Origin of the sequence: Janthinobacterium sp. KBS0711 (assembly GCF_000988085.1) — a bacterium.
GTDB classification, from domain to species: Bacteria; Pseudomonadota; Gammaproteobacteria; order Burkholderiales; family Burkholderiaceae_D; genus Janthinobacterium; species Janthinobacterium lividum_E.
Genome location: NZ_LBCO01000011.1, coordinates 459,755 through 479,363 on the forward strand (window position 1 = coordinate 459,755; position 19,609 = coordinate 479,363).

The window sequence follows — 19,609 nt, forward strand, 5'->3', positions numbered from 1 at the left end:
GGCGGCGCGGCGCGCACCACAGCTGTCCCATTCAACTGCCTCTGCCACTAGTGTCATCGCCTGCATGTCCTTAGACTTAACAAAAGCCCTCCCCAAGCCCGGCAACCGCTATGCGCTGCCCGCCCTGTATGGTTCGTCCGACGCCTATGCCCTGGCGCTGGCCGCTTTGGCCTTGAAAGCGCGGGGCCAGATGCTGGCCGTGGTGGTGGCGCAGGCCAGCGACGGCCAGCGCCTGCTCGATGAAATCCCTTGGTTTGGCGGCAAGGAACTGCGCTGCCACCTGCTGCCGGACTGGGAAACCCTGCCCTACGACGCGTTTTCGCCGCACCAGGACCTGGTCTCCGAGCGCCTGGCCACGCTGCATGAAATCCAGACGCGCCAGTGCGACGTGCTGATCGTGCCGGCCACCACGGCGCTCGTGCGCCTGGCGCCGCCGTCCTTCCTGGCCGCCTACACGTTCTTTTTCAAGAAGGGTGAAAAGCTCGACGAGGCGCGCCTGAAGTCGCAGCTGACCCTGGCCGGCTACAGCCATGTCTCGCAAGTGATGTCGCCCGGCGAATACTCGGTGCGCGGCGGCCTGCTCGACCTGTTCCCCATGGGTTCGGCCCTGCCCTACCGTCTGGACCTGTTCGGCGACACCATCGAGACCATCCGCACCTTCGACGCCGACACCCAGCGCTCGCTGTATCCCGTGCATGAAGTACGGTTGCTGCCGGGCCGCGAATTCCCCATGGACGAAGCGGCCCGCACCACCTTCCGCAACCGCTGGCGCGAACAGTTCGAAGGCGATCCATCGCGCTCGGTCGTCTACAAGGACATCAGCAGCGGCATCGCCTCGGCCGGCATCGAATATTATCTGCCCCTGTTCTTCGAGCAGACGGCCACCCTGTTCGACTACCTGCCGCCCGACGCTTCGCTGGCCCTGGTGGGCGAGATCGACTCTGCCATCGGCCGCTTCTGGACCGATACCCAGTCGCGCTACCGCTTTTTAAAAGCGGACCGCGAACGTCCCATCCTGCCGCCCGAATCGCTGTTCCTGTCCGACGAGCAGTTCTTCGGCCTGGCCAAGCCGTATGCGCGCCTGGCGATAAGCAAATCGAACGATGCGCTGGCGTCCGAACTGTCGGCGCCCGTGCCGAACATCGCCGTCAACCGCCGCGCCGACGATCCGCTGGCCAACCTGCGCAGCTATTTGCTGCAATCGGGGCGCCGCGTGATGATCTGCGCCGAATCGAACGGCCGCCGCGAAACCTTGCAGCAGTACTTCAGCGAATACGACCTGCACCTGACGCCGGTGGAAGGCAGCGACGGCTTTTTGCAATCCGACGCCAAGCTGATGCTGGGCGTGGCGCCGCTGCATGCGGGCTTCGAGCTGTTTACGCCGGAAGGAAATCTATCCTTCATCACCGAGACGGAGCTGTATGCCGGTTCCGGCCGACGGGTCGGCAGCAAGAAGCAGGAAGGCGTGACGCAAGTCGAGTCGATGGTGCGCGACCTGTCGGAGCTGAAGATCGGCGACCCCGTCGTGCACATCAACCATGGCATCGGGCGCTACATGGGCCTGACCAGCATGGACCTGGGCGAAGGCGAGACGGAATTTTTGCACCTGGAATACGCGAAGGACACCAAGCTGTACGTGCCCGTGTCGCAGCTGCACGTCATTTCGCGCTATTCGGGCGCCTCGCCGGAAGACGCGCCGCTGCACTCGCTCGGTTCGGGCCAGTGGGAAAAAGCGAAAAAACGCGCCGCCGAACAGGTGCGCGACACGGCCGCCGAGCTGCTCAACCTGTATGCGCGCCGCGCGCTGCGCCAGGGCCACTCGTTCGAATTCTCGTCGCACGACTACCAGCGTTTCGCCGACAGCTTCGGCTTCGACGAAACGCCGGACCAGGCCGAGGCCATCCACAACGTCATCAAGGACATGACCTCGGGCAAACCGATGGACCGCCTCGTCTGTGGCGACGTCGGTTTCGGCAAGACGGAAGTCGCGCTGCGCGCAGCCTTCATCGCTGTCATGGGCGGCAAGCAGGTAGCCATCCTGGCGCCCACCACCCTGCTGGCCGAGCAGCATGCGCAAACCTTCGCCGACCGCTTCGCCGACTGGCCCGTGCGCATCGCGGAACTGTCGCGCTTCCGCAGCGGCAAGGAGATCACGCAAGCGTTCAAGGGCATGGCCGACGGCACCATCGACATCGTCATCGGCACGCACAAGCTGCTGTCCGACGACGTGAAGTTTACCCGCCTGGGTCTCGTCATCATCGACGAGGAACACAGGTTCGGCGTGCGCCAGAAGGAAGCGCTGAAAGCGCTGCGCGCGGAAGTGGACGTGCTGACGCTGACGGCCACGCCGATCCCGCGTACCCTGGGCATGGCCCTGGAAGGCTTGCGCGACTTTTCCATCATCGCCACGGCGCCGCAAAAGCGTCTGGCCATCAAGACGTTCGTGCGCAGCGAAGGCGAAGCCATCATCCGCGAAGCGTGCCTGCGCGAACTCAAACGGGGCGGCCAGATCTACTTCCTGCACAACGAGGTGGAAACCATCCAGAACCGCCTGGCCATGCTGACGGAACTGCTGCCCGAGGCGCGCATCGCCGTGGCGCACGGCCAGATGCACGAGCGCGACCTGGAAAAGGTCATGCGCGACTTCGTTGCCCAGCGTTTCAATATTTTGCTGTGCACGACCATCATTGAAACGGGCATCGACGTACCGACGGCGAACACCATCATCATGCACCGCGCCGACAAGTTCGGCCTGGCGCAGCTGCACCAGCTGCGCGGCCGGGTGGGACGCTCGCATCACCAGGCCTACGCCTACCTGCTGGTGCACGACGTGCAGGGCCTCACCAAGCTGGCGCAGCGCCGCCTGGACGCCATCCAGCAGATGGAAGAACTGGGCAGCGGCTTTTACCTGGCCATGCACGACCTGGAAATCCGCGGCGCCGGCGAGGTGCTGGGCGAGAGCCAGTCGGGCGAAATGACGGAAATCGGCTTCCAGCTGTATTCGGACATGCTCAACGAAGCCGTGCGCTCGCTGAAAGCGGGCAAGGAGCCGGACCTGGCCGCGCCGCTGGCGTCGACGACAGAGATCAACCTGCACGTGCCGGCCCTGCTGCCGGCGGACTTCTGCGGCGACGTGCACGAGCGCCTGTCGATCTACAAGCGCCTGGCCAACTGCGCCACGCAGGACAAGATCGACGATATCCAGGAAGAGTTGATCGACCGCTTCGGCAAGCTGCCCGACGCCGTCAAGGCCCTGGTCGAGACGCACCGTTTGCGCATCGCGGCGAAAACCGTGGGCATCGTCAAGATCGATGTGCATGGCGAGGCGGCCACCCTGCAATTCATGGCCAAGCCGCCCATCGATCCGATGCGCATCATCGACCTGATCCAGAAAAACCGCCATATCAAGCTGCATGGCCAGGACAAGCTGAAAATCACGGCCGCCATGCCGGACCTGGCCGCGCGCGTGACGCAAATCAAGACCACCATCAAGCAATTGACGGTGTAGACCATTTCGACAATTAATGCAGGACTGCCCCATGACCAATACCAAGACCATCACCATGAATCTGATCCTGCAGGGCCTGGACGGCGATAGCGCCCGCCTCGAACGCATCGCCGCGCTGGCCGCGCCGACGTCAGTCACGCGCCTCGGTCCGAACGCCGTGCGCTGCGAGCAGATCGCCTACTCGCCCGCACTGCGCCCCACGATCGAAGTGGCGGCCCAGGCGGCGCAGCTGGACGCCACCTACATGATGGGACAGCGCGAGCTTAGTGAATTCAAGCTCGTGGCGATGGACATGGATTCGACCCTGATCACCATCGAGTGCATCGATGAAATCGCCGACATGCAGGGCTTGAAACCACAAGTGGCAGCCATCACGGAAGCGGCCATGCGCGGCGAGCTCGATTTTGCCGCCAGCCTGAAACAACGCGTGGCCCTGCTCGAAGGCCTCGATGCGTCGGCCCTGCAGCGCGTCTATGACGAGCGTTTGAAACTGTCGCCGGGCGCGGAAGCCATGCTGGCGGCCGTGCAAAAGGCCGGCCTGAAAACCCTGCTGGTGTCGGGCGGCTTTACTTTCTTCACCGAGCGCCTGAAGGAACGCCTGGGCCTCGACTACACGCATGCGAACGCACTGGAAATCGTCGACGGCAAACTGACGGGCAAAGTCCTGGGCGGCATCGTCGACGCCGAGGAAAAGCAGCGCACGGTGGAGCGCGTGTGCGCGGAACTGGGCATTTCCCCGTCCGAAGCCATCGTCATGGGCGACGGCGCCAACGACTTGAAGATGATGGGCATCGCCGGCCTGTCGGTTGCCTTCCGCGCCAAGCCCGTGGTGCGCTCGCAAGCCGACGTGGCGCTGAACTTCGTGGGACTCGATGGCTTGCTCAACGTCTTGAGCTGAGCCGGCGCCAGCTTAGCGCTATCTGGCGGGCGGTGCGCGCACGGCGGCACAAGTTTGCTATATTGCAAACTTGTGATCACCCCGCCAGCCCATCGTGAAAGAACACCGCATGCCGCCACCGCTGCCAGAAGAGATACAACGCCATCTCGATATATTCGTCGCTGCCGCGCAGAAAGCCTTCGGCGCCGACCTGGCCGCCGCCGTGCTGTTTGGCTCGGCCGCCGATGGCCAGTTGCGCGCCACCTCCGACGTCAACCTGCTGTTGCTGCTCAAGCGCTTTACGCCGCAGGCGGCCGATGCGCTGCGCGGGCCCTTGCGCCTGGCGCACGCCGCCATCGATTTGCAGGTGATGTTCCTGCTCGAAAGCGAATTGACGCAGGCCGCCGACGCCTTTGCCGTCAAGTTCGCAGACATCATCGCGCGCCACCGGGTGCTGCATGGCGTTGACCCTTTCGCCAGCCTGCACACGAGCCGCGACGCCGTGCTGCGCCGGCTGCGGCAAGTGCTGCTGAACCAGCAGGTGCGCATGCGCGAACGGTATATGCTGTTGAGCCTGAATGAAGAACAGCTGGTCGGCGCCATCGCCGACGCGGCCGGTCCCCTGCGTTCGGCCGCGGCCTCGCTGGCGCAGCTGGAAGACAAACCTGCGCAGTCCGGCAAGCAGGCGCTCGAAGCGTTTGTCGACCAGCTGGGCGAACCGGCCATGCACGCTGCCCTGCAAGCCATGTCGGCCGCGCGCGAAACGGCGCGCCTGGCGCCGGGGCAGGCCCTGCCCGCCTTTACGGGCTTGATGACGATTACCGAACGCCTGCGCGAACACGCGGAGCAGATGCGGTGAACGGCGCGAATCCGTTTGACTGGAGCGGGCCATCGTTCCTGCTGGCCTACCTGATCTTCGGCGCGCTCGTGTACTACGGCGTGCGCGAGCTGCTGATCCGCCAGGAATTGCGCAATCCGCACGCCCAGCTGTCGCTGGCCGACGATCCCTACCGCATTGCTTTTTTGCGCGGCGGCGCCCTCGAAGCCGTGAAGATCGCCGCCATCGTGCTGGTCGACCGGGGCTTGCTGCGCGCCGATGGCCCGCTGCTGGAAACGGCCAGCGCAGACAGCCTGCGCTTCGCCAGCCACGACATCGAACGCGACGTGCTGCGCTTGTATCTCGGCCGCCAGAGCCACAGCAAGGAACTGGCCGTGCAAGCCGAGATGCTGCCGTCGTGCCGCGCCTACCAGGAGACGTTGACGCAGCAGGAATTGCTGGTCGGCCCGCAGCTGCTGCGACGGCGCGAACGCATCACCTGGACCGCGCACTGGCTGCTGCTGACGGTGGCCGCCGTCAAGGCCGTCATCGCCATCAGCCGCCAGCACTACAACCTGCTGTTCCTGGCGGTCCTGCTGGCGATTTTTCTCCTCATGCTGCGCGGCCTGCGCACCCAGGCGACCAGCTGGAGCGCGCAGCGGCTGCTGACCGACCTGCGCATGTTGTTCGGCCGCCTGAACATGCGCTCGGCGCGCCTGCAGGCGGGCAGCAGCAGCGCCGACATGGCCCTGCTGGCCGCCATCTTCGGCATCGGCGCGCTGCCCTTGTCCGTGTACGCGTATGTCGCCGAGCTGTATCCGGCGCCCCGGCAAAACGGCGGCGGCGACTCCTCGTCCAGCAGCACGGGCGACTCGGGCGACTCGTCATCAGGCGGCGGCGGTGACGGCGGCGGCAGCGGCTGTGGCGGTTGCGGCGGTGGTGGCGGCTGTGGCAGTTAGCCAGGAGACCACGCGCGACCGCGTCGGCCTGGGCTGGCGCGGCGAACTGGCCGCCGGCATCCTGTCCAACCTGGCGCGGATCGACGTGCTGGAAGTGATCGCCGACGATTATTACCGCGCCTCGCGCGCCGGCATCGCCGCCTTGCGCAGCCTGGCGCGCCAGGTGCCGGTCAGCTTGCACGGCGTGGGCATGGGGTTGGCGTCGACGATTCCCGCCGACCCGCGCCGCCTGCATGCGATGGCGCGCCTGATGAAAGAAGTGCAGGCGGAGTCGTGGTCAGAGCACCTGAGTTTCGTGCGCGCCGGCGGCGTCGAGATCGGCCACCTGGCGGCGCCGCCGCGCACGCCGCACAGCGCCGCCGGCGCGATCGCCAATATCGCGCTGGCCACGCGCATCGTCGGCAGCGCGCCGCTGATGGAAAACATCGCCACCCTGGTCCAGCCGCCGGCCAGCACCCTGAACGAAGCGGCATGGCTGGCGCAGATTATCCACGGCGCGCAAGTGCCGCTGCTGCTCGACCTGCACAACCTGTATGCGAATGCCGTCAATGCCGGCGAGTCGCCGCAGGAACTGCTGCTGCGCCTGCCGCTGGACAGGGTGGGCGCCGTGCACCTGAGCGGCGGCCACTGGATCGCTGCGCCGGGCGGCGGCCAGCGGCTGCTGGACGACCATCTGCACGACGTGCCGCCCGAAGTCTTTGCTTTATTGACGGTGCTGGCGCGCCATGCGCCGCAACCGTTGACGGTGATCGTCGAACGCGACGGCAATTACCCGTCGTTCGAACATGTGCTGGGCCAGCTGGAACTGGCGCGCGCGGCCTTGCGCGCGGGGCGCAGCGCATGAGTTCCCCCGCACTGGAAACCTTGCTGGCAAAGCTGTACACGGACGACGCCCTGCGTGCCGCCTTCCTGCTCGAACCCCATGCGCAAGCCCTGCTGCATGGCTTGTCGCCGCAGGAAGCGGAGGCGATGGCGGCGATCGACCGCATCGGCCTGCAGATGGCGGCGACCAGCTATCGTTCCAAGCGCACCACACACGGTACCCGGGCGGCACCGGCGCAACGCTGGTGGCGCCGGCTGCTGGCTGCCTGGACCTGACGGCCTACAGCTGCCACAGCCGCAGCGGCAGCAGTCCCCACCACGCCAGTACCAGCAGCAGTTGCAGGGCCGCCAGCAAGGCCACCCAATCCCATTTCGCCCACGAGCCCGCCTCGGCCGCCGTGCCGCGGCTGCGCCAGCAGCGGGCCAGGCCGAACGCCGTCGCCAGCGGCAGCGCGCCCGTCACCAATACCAGCAGCACGCTGGCGATGGTGATGTCGCCCAGGCGCAGGTAGGACTGGAAATAGAAAAACGGCAGCGGCAGGAGCAGCGCCAGCATGGCCAGCAAAGGCGCGAACAGATGGTCGCCCCGTCCCAGGCTGCGCAGCGCGGCGCGCCAAACGCCCACCACCAGCACGTACAGCAAGCCGGCCGCACCGAGGGCCAGGCTGCCCCACAGTACCAGCATGCGCAGCATCGACGCGCGCTCATAGCTGCGCAGGCCATCGCTGAGCACATGCTTGCCATCTTCCTGCATCAGCACGTGCGACGGCGTGCTGCGGTCGCTGGCGCGGAACAGCAGGCCGCCCACCGGCTCCAGTTCCTTAGGTTCGCCCTGGAACGGAATCAGGAACAGCGACTCGCCATCCCATTTCACACGCGTAAAACCGAAGACGGCGTCGACCCAGGCCATGCTGGCCATGGGGCTGGGCGACGGCACGTAGACGCCCTGCCAGTTTTCCACCGTGGGTGCGGGCGTGCCGCGCGGGGCCGGCGCGCGCAGCGGCAGTTCCAGGTCGCGCAGCAGCAGGCGGTTGAAGCGTTCATAGTCGGCCTGCTCGGCATCCGTATTGAAGGCCACGAAGAACGCGCTGTCCTGCTCCGGGTAGATGCACAGCATGGTGCGGAAACCCACGGCCGTGCCAGGATGGCAGGCGCCCACCACGTTATGGCGGTCGCGCACGGCCAGCGCCAGGCCGTGTCCCGTTGCCAGGCCCGCCTGCGCCGCATCCGTGCCGGCCGGCTCGGACAAGGCGCCCATCAGCGCCAGGTCAATGAACTGCGCGCCCTGCAGCTTGCCATCGCCCATCAGGAATTGCGCCAGCTTGCCCATGTCGGCCGCCGTGGTGGTGAACTGCGCGGCCGGACGCAAATACTGGGGCACGGCCGGCTGCGCCACGCCATGCTCGAAGTGGCCCATGGCCAGGCGCGGGTCCGCGAGCGATCCCGCCTGGGTGCTCATTTGCGTACTCATTTGCGTAACGTAGGCAAACGTGCTGTCCGCCATGCCCAGCGGTTGCAGCAGCTGCGCATCGAGGTAGCGCTCGTACGGCTGGCCCGTGACCTTCTCGATCACCATGCCCAGCAAGCCATAGCCCATGTTCGAGTACGCATAGCGGCTGCCGGGCCGCGCGCGCACGCGCAGCAGATTGCGCCCACCGTCAAACGCCTCGGCCAGCGGCGTCTCCGGCGCCGGGTTCAGACTGAACGCCTGCCAGAAGCGCACGTTATCGAGGCCCGACGTATGCGCGAGCAGGTGGCGGATGCGCACGGGGTCGCTGGCCTGCCACGGGTTTTTCAGCGCCAGTTCCGGCAGCACCTGCTGCACGGGCGTGTCGAGCGTGAGCTTGTCTTCGCTGACGAGGCGCAGAACGCCCAGCGCCAGCGCCACCTTGCCCACGGAGCCCACCTGCATGCGCGTATCCGTCTGCATGGGTATGTTCTTGGCCGCGTCGCGCAAGCCGGACGCGCCGACTTTGACTGTCCCGTCAGGCAAGACTTCGCTCCAAACGGCGCCCGCCAGACCCTCTTCCTTCAAGCCGGCGGCAAACTCCGCGTCCAGGGTTGGGCCGGCGGCATGGGCAGCGGTGACGCACAGCAGCAAGGCCGGCAAAGCCTGGCGCAGCCATGATCTGGCGCGCGCGGCCAGGGTAGGATATCGATCTCGTTTCAACAATGTATTCTGCCTTTTTCCATGGACTGCGCTGCCGCGCCGTTTTGCTTGTTACAATTAAAAATTGAGCAACGACGGGAGCTTTCATGTCACAAGATATTATTTTGGATACCCAACTTCAGCAGACCAAAAAACTGGCCTGGTGGTTATACCTGATACATGGCGCCAGCTTCGTGTTTTCGCTGGGCGCGTTTTCCTTCATTCCGCTCATCATCAATTATGTGAAGCGGGACGAGGCGGCCGGGACCTTCGTGCACAGCCATCACAGCTGGATGATCCGTTCCTTCTGGTGGTACGTGGTCTGGATCGTCGTCGGCGCCATCCTGTGGGTCACGCTGATCGGCATTCCGCTGGCCCTCATCGTGTGGGGCGTGGCCTGGCTGTGGAAAGCCTACCGCCTGCTGCGCGGCTTCATCGACCTGAACAACAACAGCCCCGTCCCCATGTAAATGCTTGCGGGCAAGCCATCGTGCTTGCCCGCACACGGCTACATCGCCGCGAACGCCCGTTCGATATCGGCAATCAAGTCCTGCGGATCTTCCAGTCCCACGTTCAGGCGCACCAGCTGGCCCGGCAACTGCCAGCCCTTGCGCATGGCGGCGATACGGTACGGCATCACCAGGCTGTTCGCGCCACCCCAGCTGTAGCCAATCTTGAACAACTGCAAGGCATCGACGAAACGGTCCGTCTGCGCCTCCGTGTAGCGGGCATCGAACAGCACGGAAAACAGGCCGCCCGCGCCCGTGAAATCGCGCTGCCAGATGGTGTGGCCCGGACAATCCTCGAAGGCCGGATGCAGCACCGTGGCGATCTCGCTTCTTCCCTTGAGCCAGGCGGCCACCGTGCGCGCGCCCACGTCATGGGCATCGAAACGCAGCTTCATGGTGGGCAAGCCGCGCAGCACCAGGTAGGCATCGTCGGCGCCCACGCCCATGCCAAGGCGCATGTGCGCCTGCGCCAGGCGCTCGTGCAGCGCCCTGTCGCGCGTAATGAGCGCGCCCATCAGCACGTCCGAGCCGCCCGACTGGTATTTCGTCAACGCCTGCATGATGATGTCCACGCCCAGGTCGAAGCCGCGCAGGGCCAGGCCCGCCGACCAGGTGTTGTCCAAAGCCACCAGCACACCGCGCGCATGGGCGGCCGCGCAGATGGCGGGCAAGTCCGGCACCTCCATGGTCACGGAACCAGGTGCTTCCGTCCAGATCAGTTTGGTGTTTGGCTGGATCAGGGCCGCGATGCCGGCCCCGATAAGCGGGTCGTAATAGCGGGCCGTGATGCCGAAATCCTGCGCCAGCCAGCGTCCCAGTTCGCGGTTCGGGTTGTATATATTTTCCGGCAATAAAACGTCGTCACCCGTTTTCAGCAGGGCAAAGTCCGCCATGGCGATGACCGCCAGGCCCGACGGCGCCAGCAGGCAGTATTGTCCCCCTTCGATCTCGGCCAGCCGCGCTTCCAGGGTGAACGTGGTGGGCGTGCCGTGCAAGCCGTAGGTATAGGCATTCTTGTCTTTCCAGTCGCCCGAGCGCATGGCCGCCACGTCCTTGAACAGCACGGTCGATGCGTGATGGATGGCGTTGGGAAACGCGGCAAAGCCTTGCGGTGCCTGGTAATCGCTGTGGATCAGCGCGGTTTGCGGAGATTTGGGTGTGGTCATGGCGTCGGCAACGGGTCGTAGACAATAAAAAAGCAGACCGCACAGTGCGGGTCCGCATTGATTGTAAGGGCTTTGCTCAAAAACTGCCGTACAACTGGCGCCAGATGTATAGCGAACGGAAGAATAAATCCGATAATGCTTTCACATTTATCATGTATTATTAGCATGCTTTATTTTTAATATTTTAATTTATACATTCCAATCTGAAGGATATCCCATGTTGAAAAATGCAGTGCTCGCTTGCGTCCTGGCTGTGGCCACGACAACGGCGCTGGCCGCTCCGGCCAAGCCTAACGTGGTCAACTTTTCCTATACCGGTTTTTATGATGAATTGAATGGCGGTGCGTGGAACCCCGACTTGCGGCTGGAAGGGAGCTTTAATTTCAACAATGCCAATGGCGACAATGTCATCACGAAAAACGAAGCCTACAACTTGGTATTCAATGGTCGGAACTACTACCATGACTGCAACAATGGCAATATCTACATGCGCTGTGGAGTAGATGTACTGGAATATTCTGCTGCAGGCGGCTTGAATATCTCCGCGTATTTCACCGGCAGCTATCCCGACGAAACCTATTTTGGCAGATTGAAGACGGGTGACTCTTTTGCCTACACTTATTACCATCCTTTTGATCCCGGTTCGAGCAGTATCAGCGTACGCTGGTCGCCAGACACCAAGCTGACGATCAGTCCCGTACTGGTCCCCGTACCCGAGCCTGAAACCTATGCCATGCTGCTGCTGGGCCTGGCCGGTATCGCCTGGATGCAGCGCCGGCGTCGCGCCATCTGAAGCGCCACAAAAAAAAGGGACCGCCAAACTGGCGATCCCTCTTTTCAAAACAGTATCAACGCTGTCGGCCGCACCAGGACAGCGTTACTCCGCAGCGCCCCACAAGTCATGCGCATCCGCGGACGTGATGGTCACGTCAACAAATTGGCCGACCGCCAGCTTGCGGTGCGGTTCGAACGGCGGCTTCACATACACGACGCCATCGATTTCCGGCGCGTCGGCGGACGAACGGCCCACGCCGCCGGAGCGGGTGACTTCATCGATCAGCACGCGCACGGTCTTGCCGACCTTGGCTTGCAGGCGTTTCTTGGAAATTTCTTCCTGCAGCAGCATGACGCGGCCGCGGCGCTCTTCGCGCAACTCTTCCGGCACGGGGTTGGCAATTTCGTTGGCCGTCGCGCCTTCCACAGGCGAATAGGCGAAGCAGCCCAGGCGGTCGATCTGCGCTTCCTTGAGGAAGTCCAGCAGGTATTCGAATTCCGCTTCCGTTTCGCCCGGGAAACCGGCGATGAAGGTCGAGCGGATGGTCAGGTCCGGGTTGATCGCGCGCCAGGCCTGGATGCGGTCGAGGTTTTTCTCGCCGCTGGCCGGACGCTTCATGCGCTTCAATACGTCAGGATGCGCATGCTGCATCGGGATGTCGAGGTATGGCAGGATGTGGCCGCCGCTCATCATCGGGATGATCTGATCCACGTGCGGGTACGGATACACATAGTGCAAGCGCACCCAGGCGCCGTAGGACTTGGCCAGTTCGCCCAGCGCTTCCGTCAGCTGCGTCATGTGGGTTTTCACGGGACGGCCATTCCAGAAGCCGGAACGGAATTTCACGTCCACGCCATACGCCGAGGTGTCTTGCGAAATGACCAGCAATTCCTTGACGCCGGCCTTGAACAGGTTTTCCGCTTCGATCATCAGTTCGCCGATCGGGCGCGAAACGAGGTCGCCGCGCATGGACGGGATGATGCAGAAGCTGCAGCGGTGGTTGCAGCCTTCGGAAATTTTCAGGTAGGCATAGTGCTTCGGCGTCAGCTTGACGCCTTGCGGCGGCACCAGGTCGAGGAACGGTGCATGCGGTTTCGGCAGGTGCAAGTGGACGGAATCCATCACTTCGGCCAGCGCGTGCGGGCCCGTGACGGACAGCACTTTTGGGTGCACCTTCATGATGATGTCGTCGCCGGCAGCATCCTTCTTGGCGCCCAGGCAACCGGTCACGATGACCTTGCCGTTTTCAGCCAGCGCTTCGCCGATGGCGTCGAGCGACTCTTGCACCGCAGCATCGATAAAACCGCAGGTATTGACGATCACCAGATCGGCGCCAGCGTAGGATTTCGCCGTTTCGTAGCCTTCGGCGCGCAGTTGGGTCAGGATTTGTTCGGAGTCGACCAGCGCTTTCGGGCAGCCGAGCGAGACAAAGCCCACTTTCGGCGCCGCACCTGGCATGGCCAGCATGGCCTCGGGCTGGGCGGAAGGAACGGGAATACGGTGAATTTCAGACATAGTTGGCAGCTAGTAAAATGGTGAGGCGAATCGGCTATTGTACCCCGAGCCGCCCCTTGCTGGCAGAACTATGCTGCTTTGATGACGCCGATACAACTCCCGGGCGATCAAATCGCCCGGTGAGCGTGTGGCATTGCTTACTTTTTGTCCGTTGGCGGGACCGGCGGAACGAACGGGAACGTGCCGAACAGATTCTTGCTCTGGCTTTGCATCTGTTCCTGCATCTGCACGAACAGGCTCTTGCTCTGGTCGATGTAGTTGTTCATCATGCCTTGCATCATCGGGCCCTGGACATTCATGAACTGGGTCCACATTTCAGGGCTGAATGGCTTGCCTTCGAAACTGCCGGCCGACGTGCCCGTGAATTTGTGCTGGATATCGGTGAACGCTTGCACGTTCTTTTCCAGGTAGGATCCCATCATGCCCTGCATGGCGTGGCCATAGTAGCGGATGATCTGCGACAACACGCTGCTCGAGAACATGGGCGCGCCGTTCGCTTCCTCTTCCAAAATGATTTGCAGCAAGATGCTGCGCGTCAAATCTTCATTGGATTTGGCATCGACGACGGTAAACACCTCATTGTCCAACACCAGTTGCTTGACGTCCGTCAAGGTGATGTAGGAACTGGTTTGCGTGTCATACAGACGGCGGTTAGGATATTTTTTAATCAGGCGGTCTATACTTTTTTTTGCACTACTCATCACAAGTTCCACTTATTGCGCCGCAGCGCATACTGAGTTAATCCGAAAAAAAAGCGAACGTGGGTCCGCTTTCGCACCTGCCTACGTTTTCCATTATAGAGTGGAAAACGGCTCCATTGCACATCAGGGTAGTAGATTCCCGCATTTATTGCAACGCAACTAAAAGTAGATTCCTGACAAGACCGGAGATTACGCCGGTCTCGTCAGCAAAAACGCTTTGTGAATTAATCCGCCCTGACTTTAACATACCGCCCTGGCGCCGGCTCGATTGCCGCGTGGCGTTTGTTGCCTGGCTTGCCTGGCGCCTTCACCTGGGCGCCGCCGTGTTCGGCCAGGAAGGCAGCCCATTCGGGCCACCAGCTGCCCACGTGCTCGGTCGCGCCTTCCATCCATTGCTCGGCAGTCAAGGGCTTGGCTTTGGCCGTGCGCGGCTGGTCATTACTCCAGTAACTGCGCTTTTTCTTCGAGGCAGGATTGATCACGCCGGCGATATGCCCCGAAGCACCGAGGATAAAACGGTTGGCTTTCGGTTTTTTCGGATTCAGCAAAGCCGTGCTGGCGTAGGCCGCGCCCCAGGGCACGATGTGGTCTTCGCGCGAACCGTAGATGAAAGCGGGCGCGTCGATGCTGCTCAGGTCGACCTTTTCACCGGCCACCGTCAGCTTGCCCGGCACTTTCAGGCTGTTTTCCAGGTAAGTGTTGCGCAAATACCAGCAGAACATGGGGCCCGGCAAGCCCGTGCCGTCGCCATTCCAGTACAGCAAGTCGAACGCGGGCGGCTCCTTGCCCTTCAGGTAATTCGACTGCACATAATTCCACACGAGGTCGTTCGGCCGCAAGCTCGAGAAAGTGCTGCCCAGGTCGCGGCCCGACATCAGGCCACCCTTGGCCAGAGACTGCTCGCGCAGCACCACTTGTGGCTCGTCGATAAAGACGTTGAGCGCGCCCGTGTCGCAGAAATCGAGGAAAGTGGTCAGCAAGGTCAGGCTGGCGGCCGGATTCTCGCCGCGTGCCTTGAGCACGGCCAGCGCCGTCGAGACGATGGTGCCGCCCACGCAAAAGCCGAACATATTGAGCTTGTCCTGGCCGGAAATTTCCTGCGTGACCTTGATGGCTTCGATCACGCCTTGCTCGACGTAATCGTCCCACGTCAGGTGCTGCATGCTCATGTCCGGATTGCGCCAGGACATGAGGAATACGGTATTGCCCTGCTCCACCGCGTAGCGCACGAGCGAATTTTCCGGCTGCAAGTCAAGGATATAGAATTTATTGATGCACGGCGGCACCATCAACAGCGGACGCTGGTGTACCGTGGCCGTCGTCGGCGTGTACTGGATCAGCTGGAATAAGGCGTTTTCAAACACCACCGTGCCCGGCGTGGTGGCCACGTTGCGGCCAACTTCGAAGGCCGATTCATCGGACTGCGAAATGCGTCCCTTCTGCATGTCGGCCAGCATATTGCTCAAGCCCTTGGTCAGGCTTTCGCCCTTGGTCTCGATCAGGGTTTGCTGAGCATCGGGATTGGTGGCAAGAAAGTTGGCGGGCGACATGGCATCGACGATTTGCTGCACGGCAAACGCAATCTTTTGCTTCTGGTGCGGCGTCGCTTCCACGGCGTCGGCCATGGCGCTGAGAAACTCCGCGTTCAGCAGGTAGGCCGCCGCATTGAAGGCCGACAGGGGGCTGGCGTGCCAGGCAGGGGCAGCGAAACGGCGGTCTTTCAGCTCCGGTGTCTTGCCGGCCATGAAGTCGGCCCACAAGCCCGTCAGCTTGGCCACGTAGGCGTTTTTCAGTTGCTCGATCACGTCCGGCTTGATGCTGGCGCCCGCATCCTGCAAAATGCCGGCAATCGGATTGCCCTGGGGCTGCGGTACCATGTTGAACCACGTCTTCCACTGCTCAGGATTGCTGATCTGCGCCATCCATTCCTTGGTCATCATTTGAGGATCGGGCATATTCATAGGTATATGTAAGTCCATTCAAGAATTAATAAATAATTACTTCCGGGCCACCTGCATGCAAACTCTTACTGATTGCCACTACTTATGATGCTCATGACCGCTGTCGCCTGGATCTATGTCGTCGGCCTCATGGCGCTGACGGAACCGTCCATCGTCGCCGGGGTGATGACCTTCGTGCTGTACTGCGTCATTCCCCTGTCCATCCTATTCTATCTGACGGGCTCGCGGCGACGCAAACGCAAGGCGGCGCGCATCGCGGAACAGAACGCGCGCTCCAAAGCCTCAGCAGACGATAAAACAAAAACGGCAGACACATAAGTGTCTGCCGTGCAGATTATTTGCGCCAGATCAAGCTGGCCTGTCTTCCCGTGACGCCATCGCGCCGGTACGAGTAAAACTGCGCCGCATCGCTAACGGTGCAATATTCCCCACCCGCCACTTGCGCCACGCCATCGCGCAGCAGCATGGTACGCGCCAGCGCATAGATGTCGGCCAGGTACTTGCCCGGCTTGCCAGCGATGGCGGCGAACGCAGCGCTCAACACTTGCCGTTCAGCATCGTCGCGCGCGCCGTCGCGGAACGCTTGCAGCACATCCTGCCCCACTTCGAATTGCTGCGGACCAATGGCCGGCCCCAGCCAGGCGAGAATGTCCGTCGCACCCTGCGCCCGCATGGCCGCCACCGTGCGCTGCAAGACGCCGTTGGCCAGGCCGCGCCAGCCCGCATGGGCCGCGCCGACGACCAGGCCATCGCTTGAACAGAACAGCACCGGCAGGCAATCGGCCGTCATCACCACGCACACGGCGCCAGGCTGCGCTGCCACACTGGCGTCGGCGTCCGGCACGTAGCCGTCCAGCTTGCCAGCATCGGCCACGGCCACGCCATGCACCTGCGACAGCCAGGCCGGTTGCGCCGGCAAGACCTCTGCCAGCCGCGCCCGGTTGGCGGCCACGTGCGCAGGGTCGTCGCCCACGTGCGTGCCCAGGTTCAAGCCATCGCCGCCCTGCCCGTCACCATACGGCCCCTGGCTTACGCCGCCTGCGCGCACGGTTGCCAGCGCGCCCACGTTTGCAGGCAAGCCGGGCCAATCGGGCACAAGGCAAGGCAACGGCGACGTCATCAGACCTGTTCCGGCTCGGGAATACCAGCGGTGGCGATCAATTGCGCGAAATCATCGGCCAGCGGCACGATCCATTCGCACGCTTCCAGAGTGCCCGGATGCACGAGACCAAGACGGCGCGCCTGCAGCGCCTGGCGCGAGAAGACGGACACCAGGTGCTGCTTGCCGTACACGTAGTCGCCGACCAGCGCGAACCCCAGATGCTGCATGTGCACGCGGATCTGGTGCGTGCGGCCCGTTTCCAGGCGGCATTGCATCAGGCTCACGGGACGACGGTCGAGTTCGCCGCTGCCGATCAATTCATAGTGCGTGATGGCGGGCTTGGCGGTGAAATTCTCCGAGACAGCCATCTTGACCCGGTCGCGCGGGTGGCGCGCGATGGACGCATCGATGGTGCCCGCCATTTTCGGCGTACCCCACACAAGCGCGAAATATTCGCGCTTGACGGTGCGCGCCTGCAACTGGCGCACCAGATCCGTTTGCGAGGCCAAGGTCTTGCCGACGACCATCAGGCCGCTCGTATCCTTGTCCAGGCGGTGCACGATGCCGGCGCGCGGCACCCCCGCCAGCTGCGGGCAGTGGTGCAGCAAGCCGTTGAGCAAGGTGCCCGACCAGTTGCCCGGGCCCGGATGCACGACCAGTCCGGCCGGTTTGTTGATGACGATGATATGCTCATCTTCGTGCACGATGTTCAATTCCATCGCTTCCGGCTTAAAAGCCTCGTCTTCCGGCGCGCTTTGCGGCAGAATGACGATCTTCTCGTCGCCATAGGCGGTCATGTTGCGTTTGGCAACTTTTCCATCGACGGTCACGAAACCGGCTTCCAGCCACAATTGCAGGCGGCTGCGCGAGTATTGCGGCACCAGCTTGGAGATGACTTTATCGAGGCGGTGGCCGCAGGCGTCCGGCGTCAGTTCCAATGTAATCGGGGCCATTTCCTCGAAGACGTCGTCGGCGGCAAAATCGCCGTCAAACGCCTCTTCGGCAGCATGGTCAGAAAGGGAGTCAAACGCGGGGTCAGCCAAATTAGGCTTCGGAGTTAATATCACAGCATTCCCATCGGCTATAATCAGCCTATTGTAAAATCTTGGTTAAAACCTTCTTGCAAAACGTCATGCAAAAAAAATTATCGTTGGTAGTCGCTTCAGTCGTTCTGCTCGGCATGTCCGCTTGCAGCTTGTTGCCTGAAAAAGTGGATGAGACCAAAAACTGGTCCGTTACGAAATTATACTCGGAGGCGCGTGAAGAAATGACCGGGCAGCACTATGAAGCTGCAATCGGTCTGTTCCAGAAGCTGGAGGCTAACTATCCTTTTGGCAACTATGCTCTGCAAGCGCAGATGGAGATCGCTTACGCGTATTATAAGTCGGGAGACCAGGCGCAGGCACTGGCTGCCGTCGAACGCTTCATCAAGTTGCATCCGAACCACGCCAATGTGGACTATATGTACTACTTGCGGGGCCTGATCAGCTTTAACGACCAGATCAGCTTCCTGAACTTCCTGTACGAGCAAGATCCGACCGAGCGCGATCCGAAAGCCACGCGCGAAGCGTTTGCGGCCTTCAAGCAACTGGTCGACAAGTTCCCAAATAGTAAATATGCGCCCGATTCGCTGGCCCGCATGAACTATTTGATCGATGCGATGGCGAAATACGAAGTGCACGTGGCGCGTTATTACTACCGCCGCGGCGCTTACCTGGCCGCCGCCAACCGCGCGCAAACGACGGTGAGCGACTTTGCCGCCTCGCCGGCCATCGAAGAAGCGCTGTTCATCATGTACCGTTCGTATGACAAGCTGGGCTTGACCGACCTGCGCGACGACGCCTTGCGCGTGCTGACCAAGAACTACCCGAACACGGCATTCCTCAGCCCGGAAGGGGTGAACAAGGAACGCAAGTGGTGGAAATTCTGGCAGTAAGATAAGAAAAAACCGGGCTAGCCCGGTTTTTTTACTTATTCGCCTACCTTGCGCCGGAACACCCAGCTAGTATCGTTCGATGCTTCCGGCACATACGCGTAACCGTCGACGTCGAATTGCTTCAGCTGCTGCGGATCGCGGATATTGTTGACGGCCGCATAGCGGGCCAGCATGCCGCGCGCGCGCTTGGCGTAGAACGAGATGATTTTATACTTGCCGTTCTTCCAGTCCTCGAACACGGGCGCGATGACGGGCACGTCCAGCTGGCGCGGCTTGACGGATTTGAAATATTCTTCGGAAGCAAGATTGACCAGCACTTGCGCGCCCTGCTCCCTGGCAGTACGGTTCAGGCCGTTGGTGATGGTGTCGCCCCAGAACGCATACAAATCCTTGCCGCGCGCGGTCGACAGCCGCGTACCCATTTCCAGGCGGTGCGGGTGGATCAGGTCCAGCGGGCGCAGCAAGCCGTACAGGCCCGACAGGATGCGCACGCGCGACTGGGCATAGTCGAGCTGGGCCGGCTGCAGGCTGCGCGCCTCGAAACCGGCATACACGTCGCCATTGAAGGCCATGATGGCCTGGCGCGCGTCGTCAAGCTGGGGCGTCCAGGACGCGTAGCGGGCCACGTTGAGGGCCGACAAGGCATCGGAAATGCCCATCAGGCTGCCCACTTCGGCAGGCGAAAACTGGCGCATGCGGGCTATGAGCTGGGCGGAATGGTCGAGAAAATCAGGGGTGCTGTGCAACGAGGTTGTTGGCGGCGTCTCCAGGTCGAGACTCTTGGCGGGCGAAAGCACGATCAACATAAATTA

At 62.4% G+C, this 19,609-nt stretch carries 18 protein-coding genes; 10 read left to right on the forward strand and 8 right to left on the reverse strand.

Annotated elements, in window-relative coordinates; translation table 11 throughout:
- Positions 1 to 64: 64 nt before the first annotated feature.
- From mfd to VM94_RS08420, 6 genes are all read left to right on the forward strand, one after another.
- On the forward strand, positions 65 to 3,508 hold the full coding sequence (gene mfd, locus VM94_RS08395) for a transcription-repair coupling factor (RefSeq protein WP_046683017.1): 3,444 nt from the start codon (positions 65 to 67) through the stop codon (positions 3,506 to 3,508).
- A 55-nt stretch (positions 3,509 to 3,563) separates the two neighbouring features.
- The gene (gene serB / locus VM94_RS08400) at positions 3,564 to 4,406 is read left to right on the forward strand and encodes a phosphoserine phosphatase SerB (RefSeq protein WP_046683143.1); all 843 of its coding nucleotides are present in this window, start codon (positions 3,564 to 3,566) and stop codon (positions 4,404 to 4,406) included.
- A gap of 109 nt (positions 4,407 to 4,515) precedes the next feature.
- Positions 4,516 to 5,244, forward strand: a complete 729-nt coding sequence (locus VM94_RS08405) for a nucleotidyltransferase domain-containing protein (protein WP_046683018.1) — start codon at positions 4,516 to 4,518, stop codon at positions 5,242 to 5,244.
- Complete coding sequence (locus VM94_RS08410; RefSeq protein ID WP_046683019.1) at positions 5,241 to 6,161, forward strand: TIGR04222 domain-containing membrane protein; 921 nt, start codon at positions 5,241 to 5,243, stop codon at positions 6,159 to 6,161. The genes VM94_RS08405 and VM94_RS08410 overlap by 4 nt, the downstream gene beginning before the upstream one ends.
- A complete protein-coding gene (locus tag VM94_RS08415) occupies positions 6,151 to 7,005 on the forward strand; it encodes a DUF692 domain-containing protein (protein WP_160309285.1) in 855 nt (284 codons plus the stop codon). Before VM94_RS08410 ends, VM94_RS08415 begins: the two co-directional genes overlap by 11 nt.
- Entirely contained in the window at positions 7,002 to 7,259 is a 258-nt protein-coding gene (locus tag VM94_RS08420; protein WP_046683020.1) for a hypothetical protein, read from the forward strand. The genes VM94_RS08415 and VM94_RS08420 overlap by 4 nt, the downstream gene beginning before the upstream one ends.
- 4 nt (positions 7,260 to 7,263) lie before the next feature.
- Here VM94_RS08420 and VM94_RS08425 read toward each other — a convergent pair whose 3' ends face one another.
- A complete protein-coding gene (locus VM94_RS08425) occupies positions 7,264 to 9,153 on the reverse strand; it encodes a serine hydrolase domain-containing protein (RefSeq protein WP_160309286.1) in 1,890 nt (629 codons plus the stop codon).
- 86 nt (positions 9,154 to 9,239) lie between these two features.
- Here VM94_RS08425 and VM94_RS08430 point away from each other — a divergent pair, with 86 nt between their 5' ends.
- Positions 9,240 to 9,602, forward strand: coding sequence for a DUF4870 family protein (locus tag VM94_RS08430; protein WP_046683021.1), 363 nt, complete (start codon positions 9,240 to 9,242; stop codon positions 9,600 to 9,602).
- 38 nt (positions 9,603 to 9,640) lie between these two features.
- Here the strand turns inward: VM94_RS08430 and VM94_RS08435 are convergent, their stop codons facing one another.
- The gene (locus tag VM94_RS08435) at positions 9,641 to 10,807 is read right to left on the reverse strand and encodes a cystathionine beta-lyase (RefSeq protein WP_046683022.1); all 1,167 of its coding nucleotides are present in this window, start codon (positions 10,805 to 10,807) and stop codon (positions 9,641 to 9,643) included.
- 217 nt (positions 10,808 to 11,024) lie between these two features.
- On the opposite strand from VM94_RS08435, the gene VM94_RS08440 reads away from it, so the two are divergent.
- On the forward strand, positions 11,025 to 11,600 hold the full coding sequence (locus VM94_RS08440; RefSeq protein WP_046683023.1) for a PEP-CTERM sorting domain-containing protein: 576 nt from the start codon (positions 11,025 to 11,027) through the stop codon (positions 11,598 to 11,600).
- 84 nt (positions 11,601 to 11,684) lie between these two features.
- On the opposite strand, the gene rimO is transcribed toward VM94_RS08440, so the two are convergent.
- The 3 genes from rimO to phaC all read right to left on the reverse strand — a co-directional run bounded on the left by rimO (position 11,685) and on the right by phaC (position 15,738).
- Positions 11,685 to 13,040, reverse strand: a complete 1,356-nt coding sequence (gene rimO, locus VM94_RS08445; RefSeq protein WP_180979539.1) for a 30S ribosomal protein S12 methylthiotransferase RimO — start codon at positions 13,038 to 13,040, stop codon at positions 11,685 to 11,687.
- 194 nt (positions 13,041 to 13,234) lie between these two features.
- Positions 13,235 to 13,798, reverse strand: a complete 564-nt coding sequence (gene phaR / locus VM94_RS08450) for a polyhydroxyalkanoate synthesis repressor PhaR (RefSeq protein WP_010399000.1) — start codon at positions 13,796 to 13,798, stop codon at positions 13,235 to 13,237.
- Positions 13,799 to 14,022: 224 nt separating this feature from the next.
- Positions 14,023 to 15,738 (reverse strand): class I poly(R)-hydroxyalkanoic acid synthase, encoded by a 1,716-nt coding sequence (phaC, locus tag VM94_RS08455; protein WP_082127634.1) that lies wholly within the window; start codon positions 15,736 to 15,738, stop codon positions 14,023 to 14,025.
- Between the two features lie 114 nt (positions 15,739 to 15,852).
- On the opposite strand from phaC, the gene VM94_RS08460 reads away from it, so the two are divergent.
- Complete coding sequence (locus tag VM94_RS08460) at positions 15,853 to 16,077, forward strand: hypothetical protein (protein ID WP_235432875.1); 225 nt, start codon at positions 15,853 to 15,855, stop codon at positions 16,075 to 16,077.
- Between the two features lie 16 nt (positions 16,078 to 16,093).
- Here the strand turns inward: VM94_RS08460 and pgeF are convergent, their stop codons facing one another.
- On the reverse strand, positions 16,094 to 16,879 hold the full coding sequence (gene pgeF / locus VM94_RS08465; RefSeq protein WP_046683026.1) for a peptidoglycan editing factor PgeF: 786 nt from the start codon (positions 16,877 to 16,879) through the stop codon (positions 16,094 to 16,096).
- Entirely contained in the window at positions 16,879 to 17,904 is a 1,026-nt protein-coding gene (locus tag VM94_RS08470; protein WP_046683027.1) for an RluA family pseudouridine synthase, read from the reverse strand. Before VM94_RS08470 ends, pgeF begins: the two co-directional genes overlap by 1 nt.
- A gap of 89 nt (positions 17,905 to 17,993) precedes the next feature.
- Here VM94_RS08470 and VM94_RS08475 point away from each other — a divergent pair, with 89 nt between their 5' ends.
- Positions 17,994 to 18,797: an outer membrane protein assembly factor BamD gene (locus tag VM94_RS08475; protein WP_046683028.1), complete on the forward strand. Its 804-nt coding sequence runs from the start codon at positions 17,994 to 17,996 to the stop codon at positions 18,795 to 18,797.
- A gap of 35 nt (positions 18,798 to 18,832) precedes the next feature.
- On the opposite strand, the gene yaaA is transcribed toward VM94_RS08475, so the two are convergent.
- The gene (gene yaaA, locus VM94_RS08480) at positions 18,833 to 19,603 is read right to left on the reverse strand and encodes a peroxide stress protein YaaA (protein WP_046683029.1); all 771 of its coding nucleotides are present in this window, start codon (positions 19,601 to 19,603) and stop codon (positions 18,833 to 18,835) included.
- Positions 19,604 to 19,609: the final 6 nt, after the last annotated feature.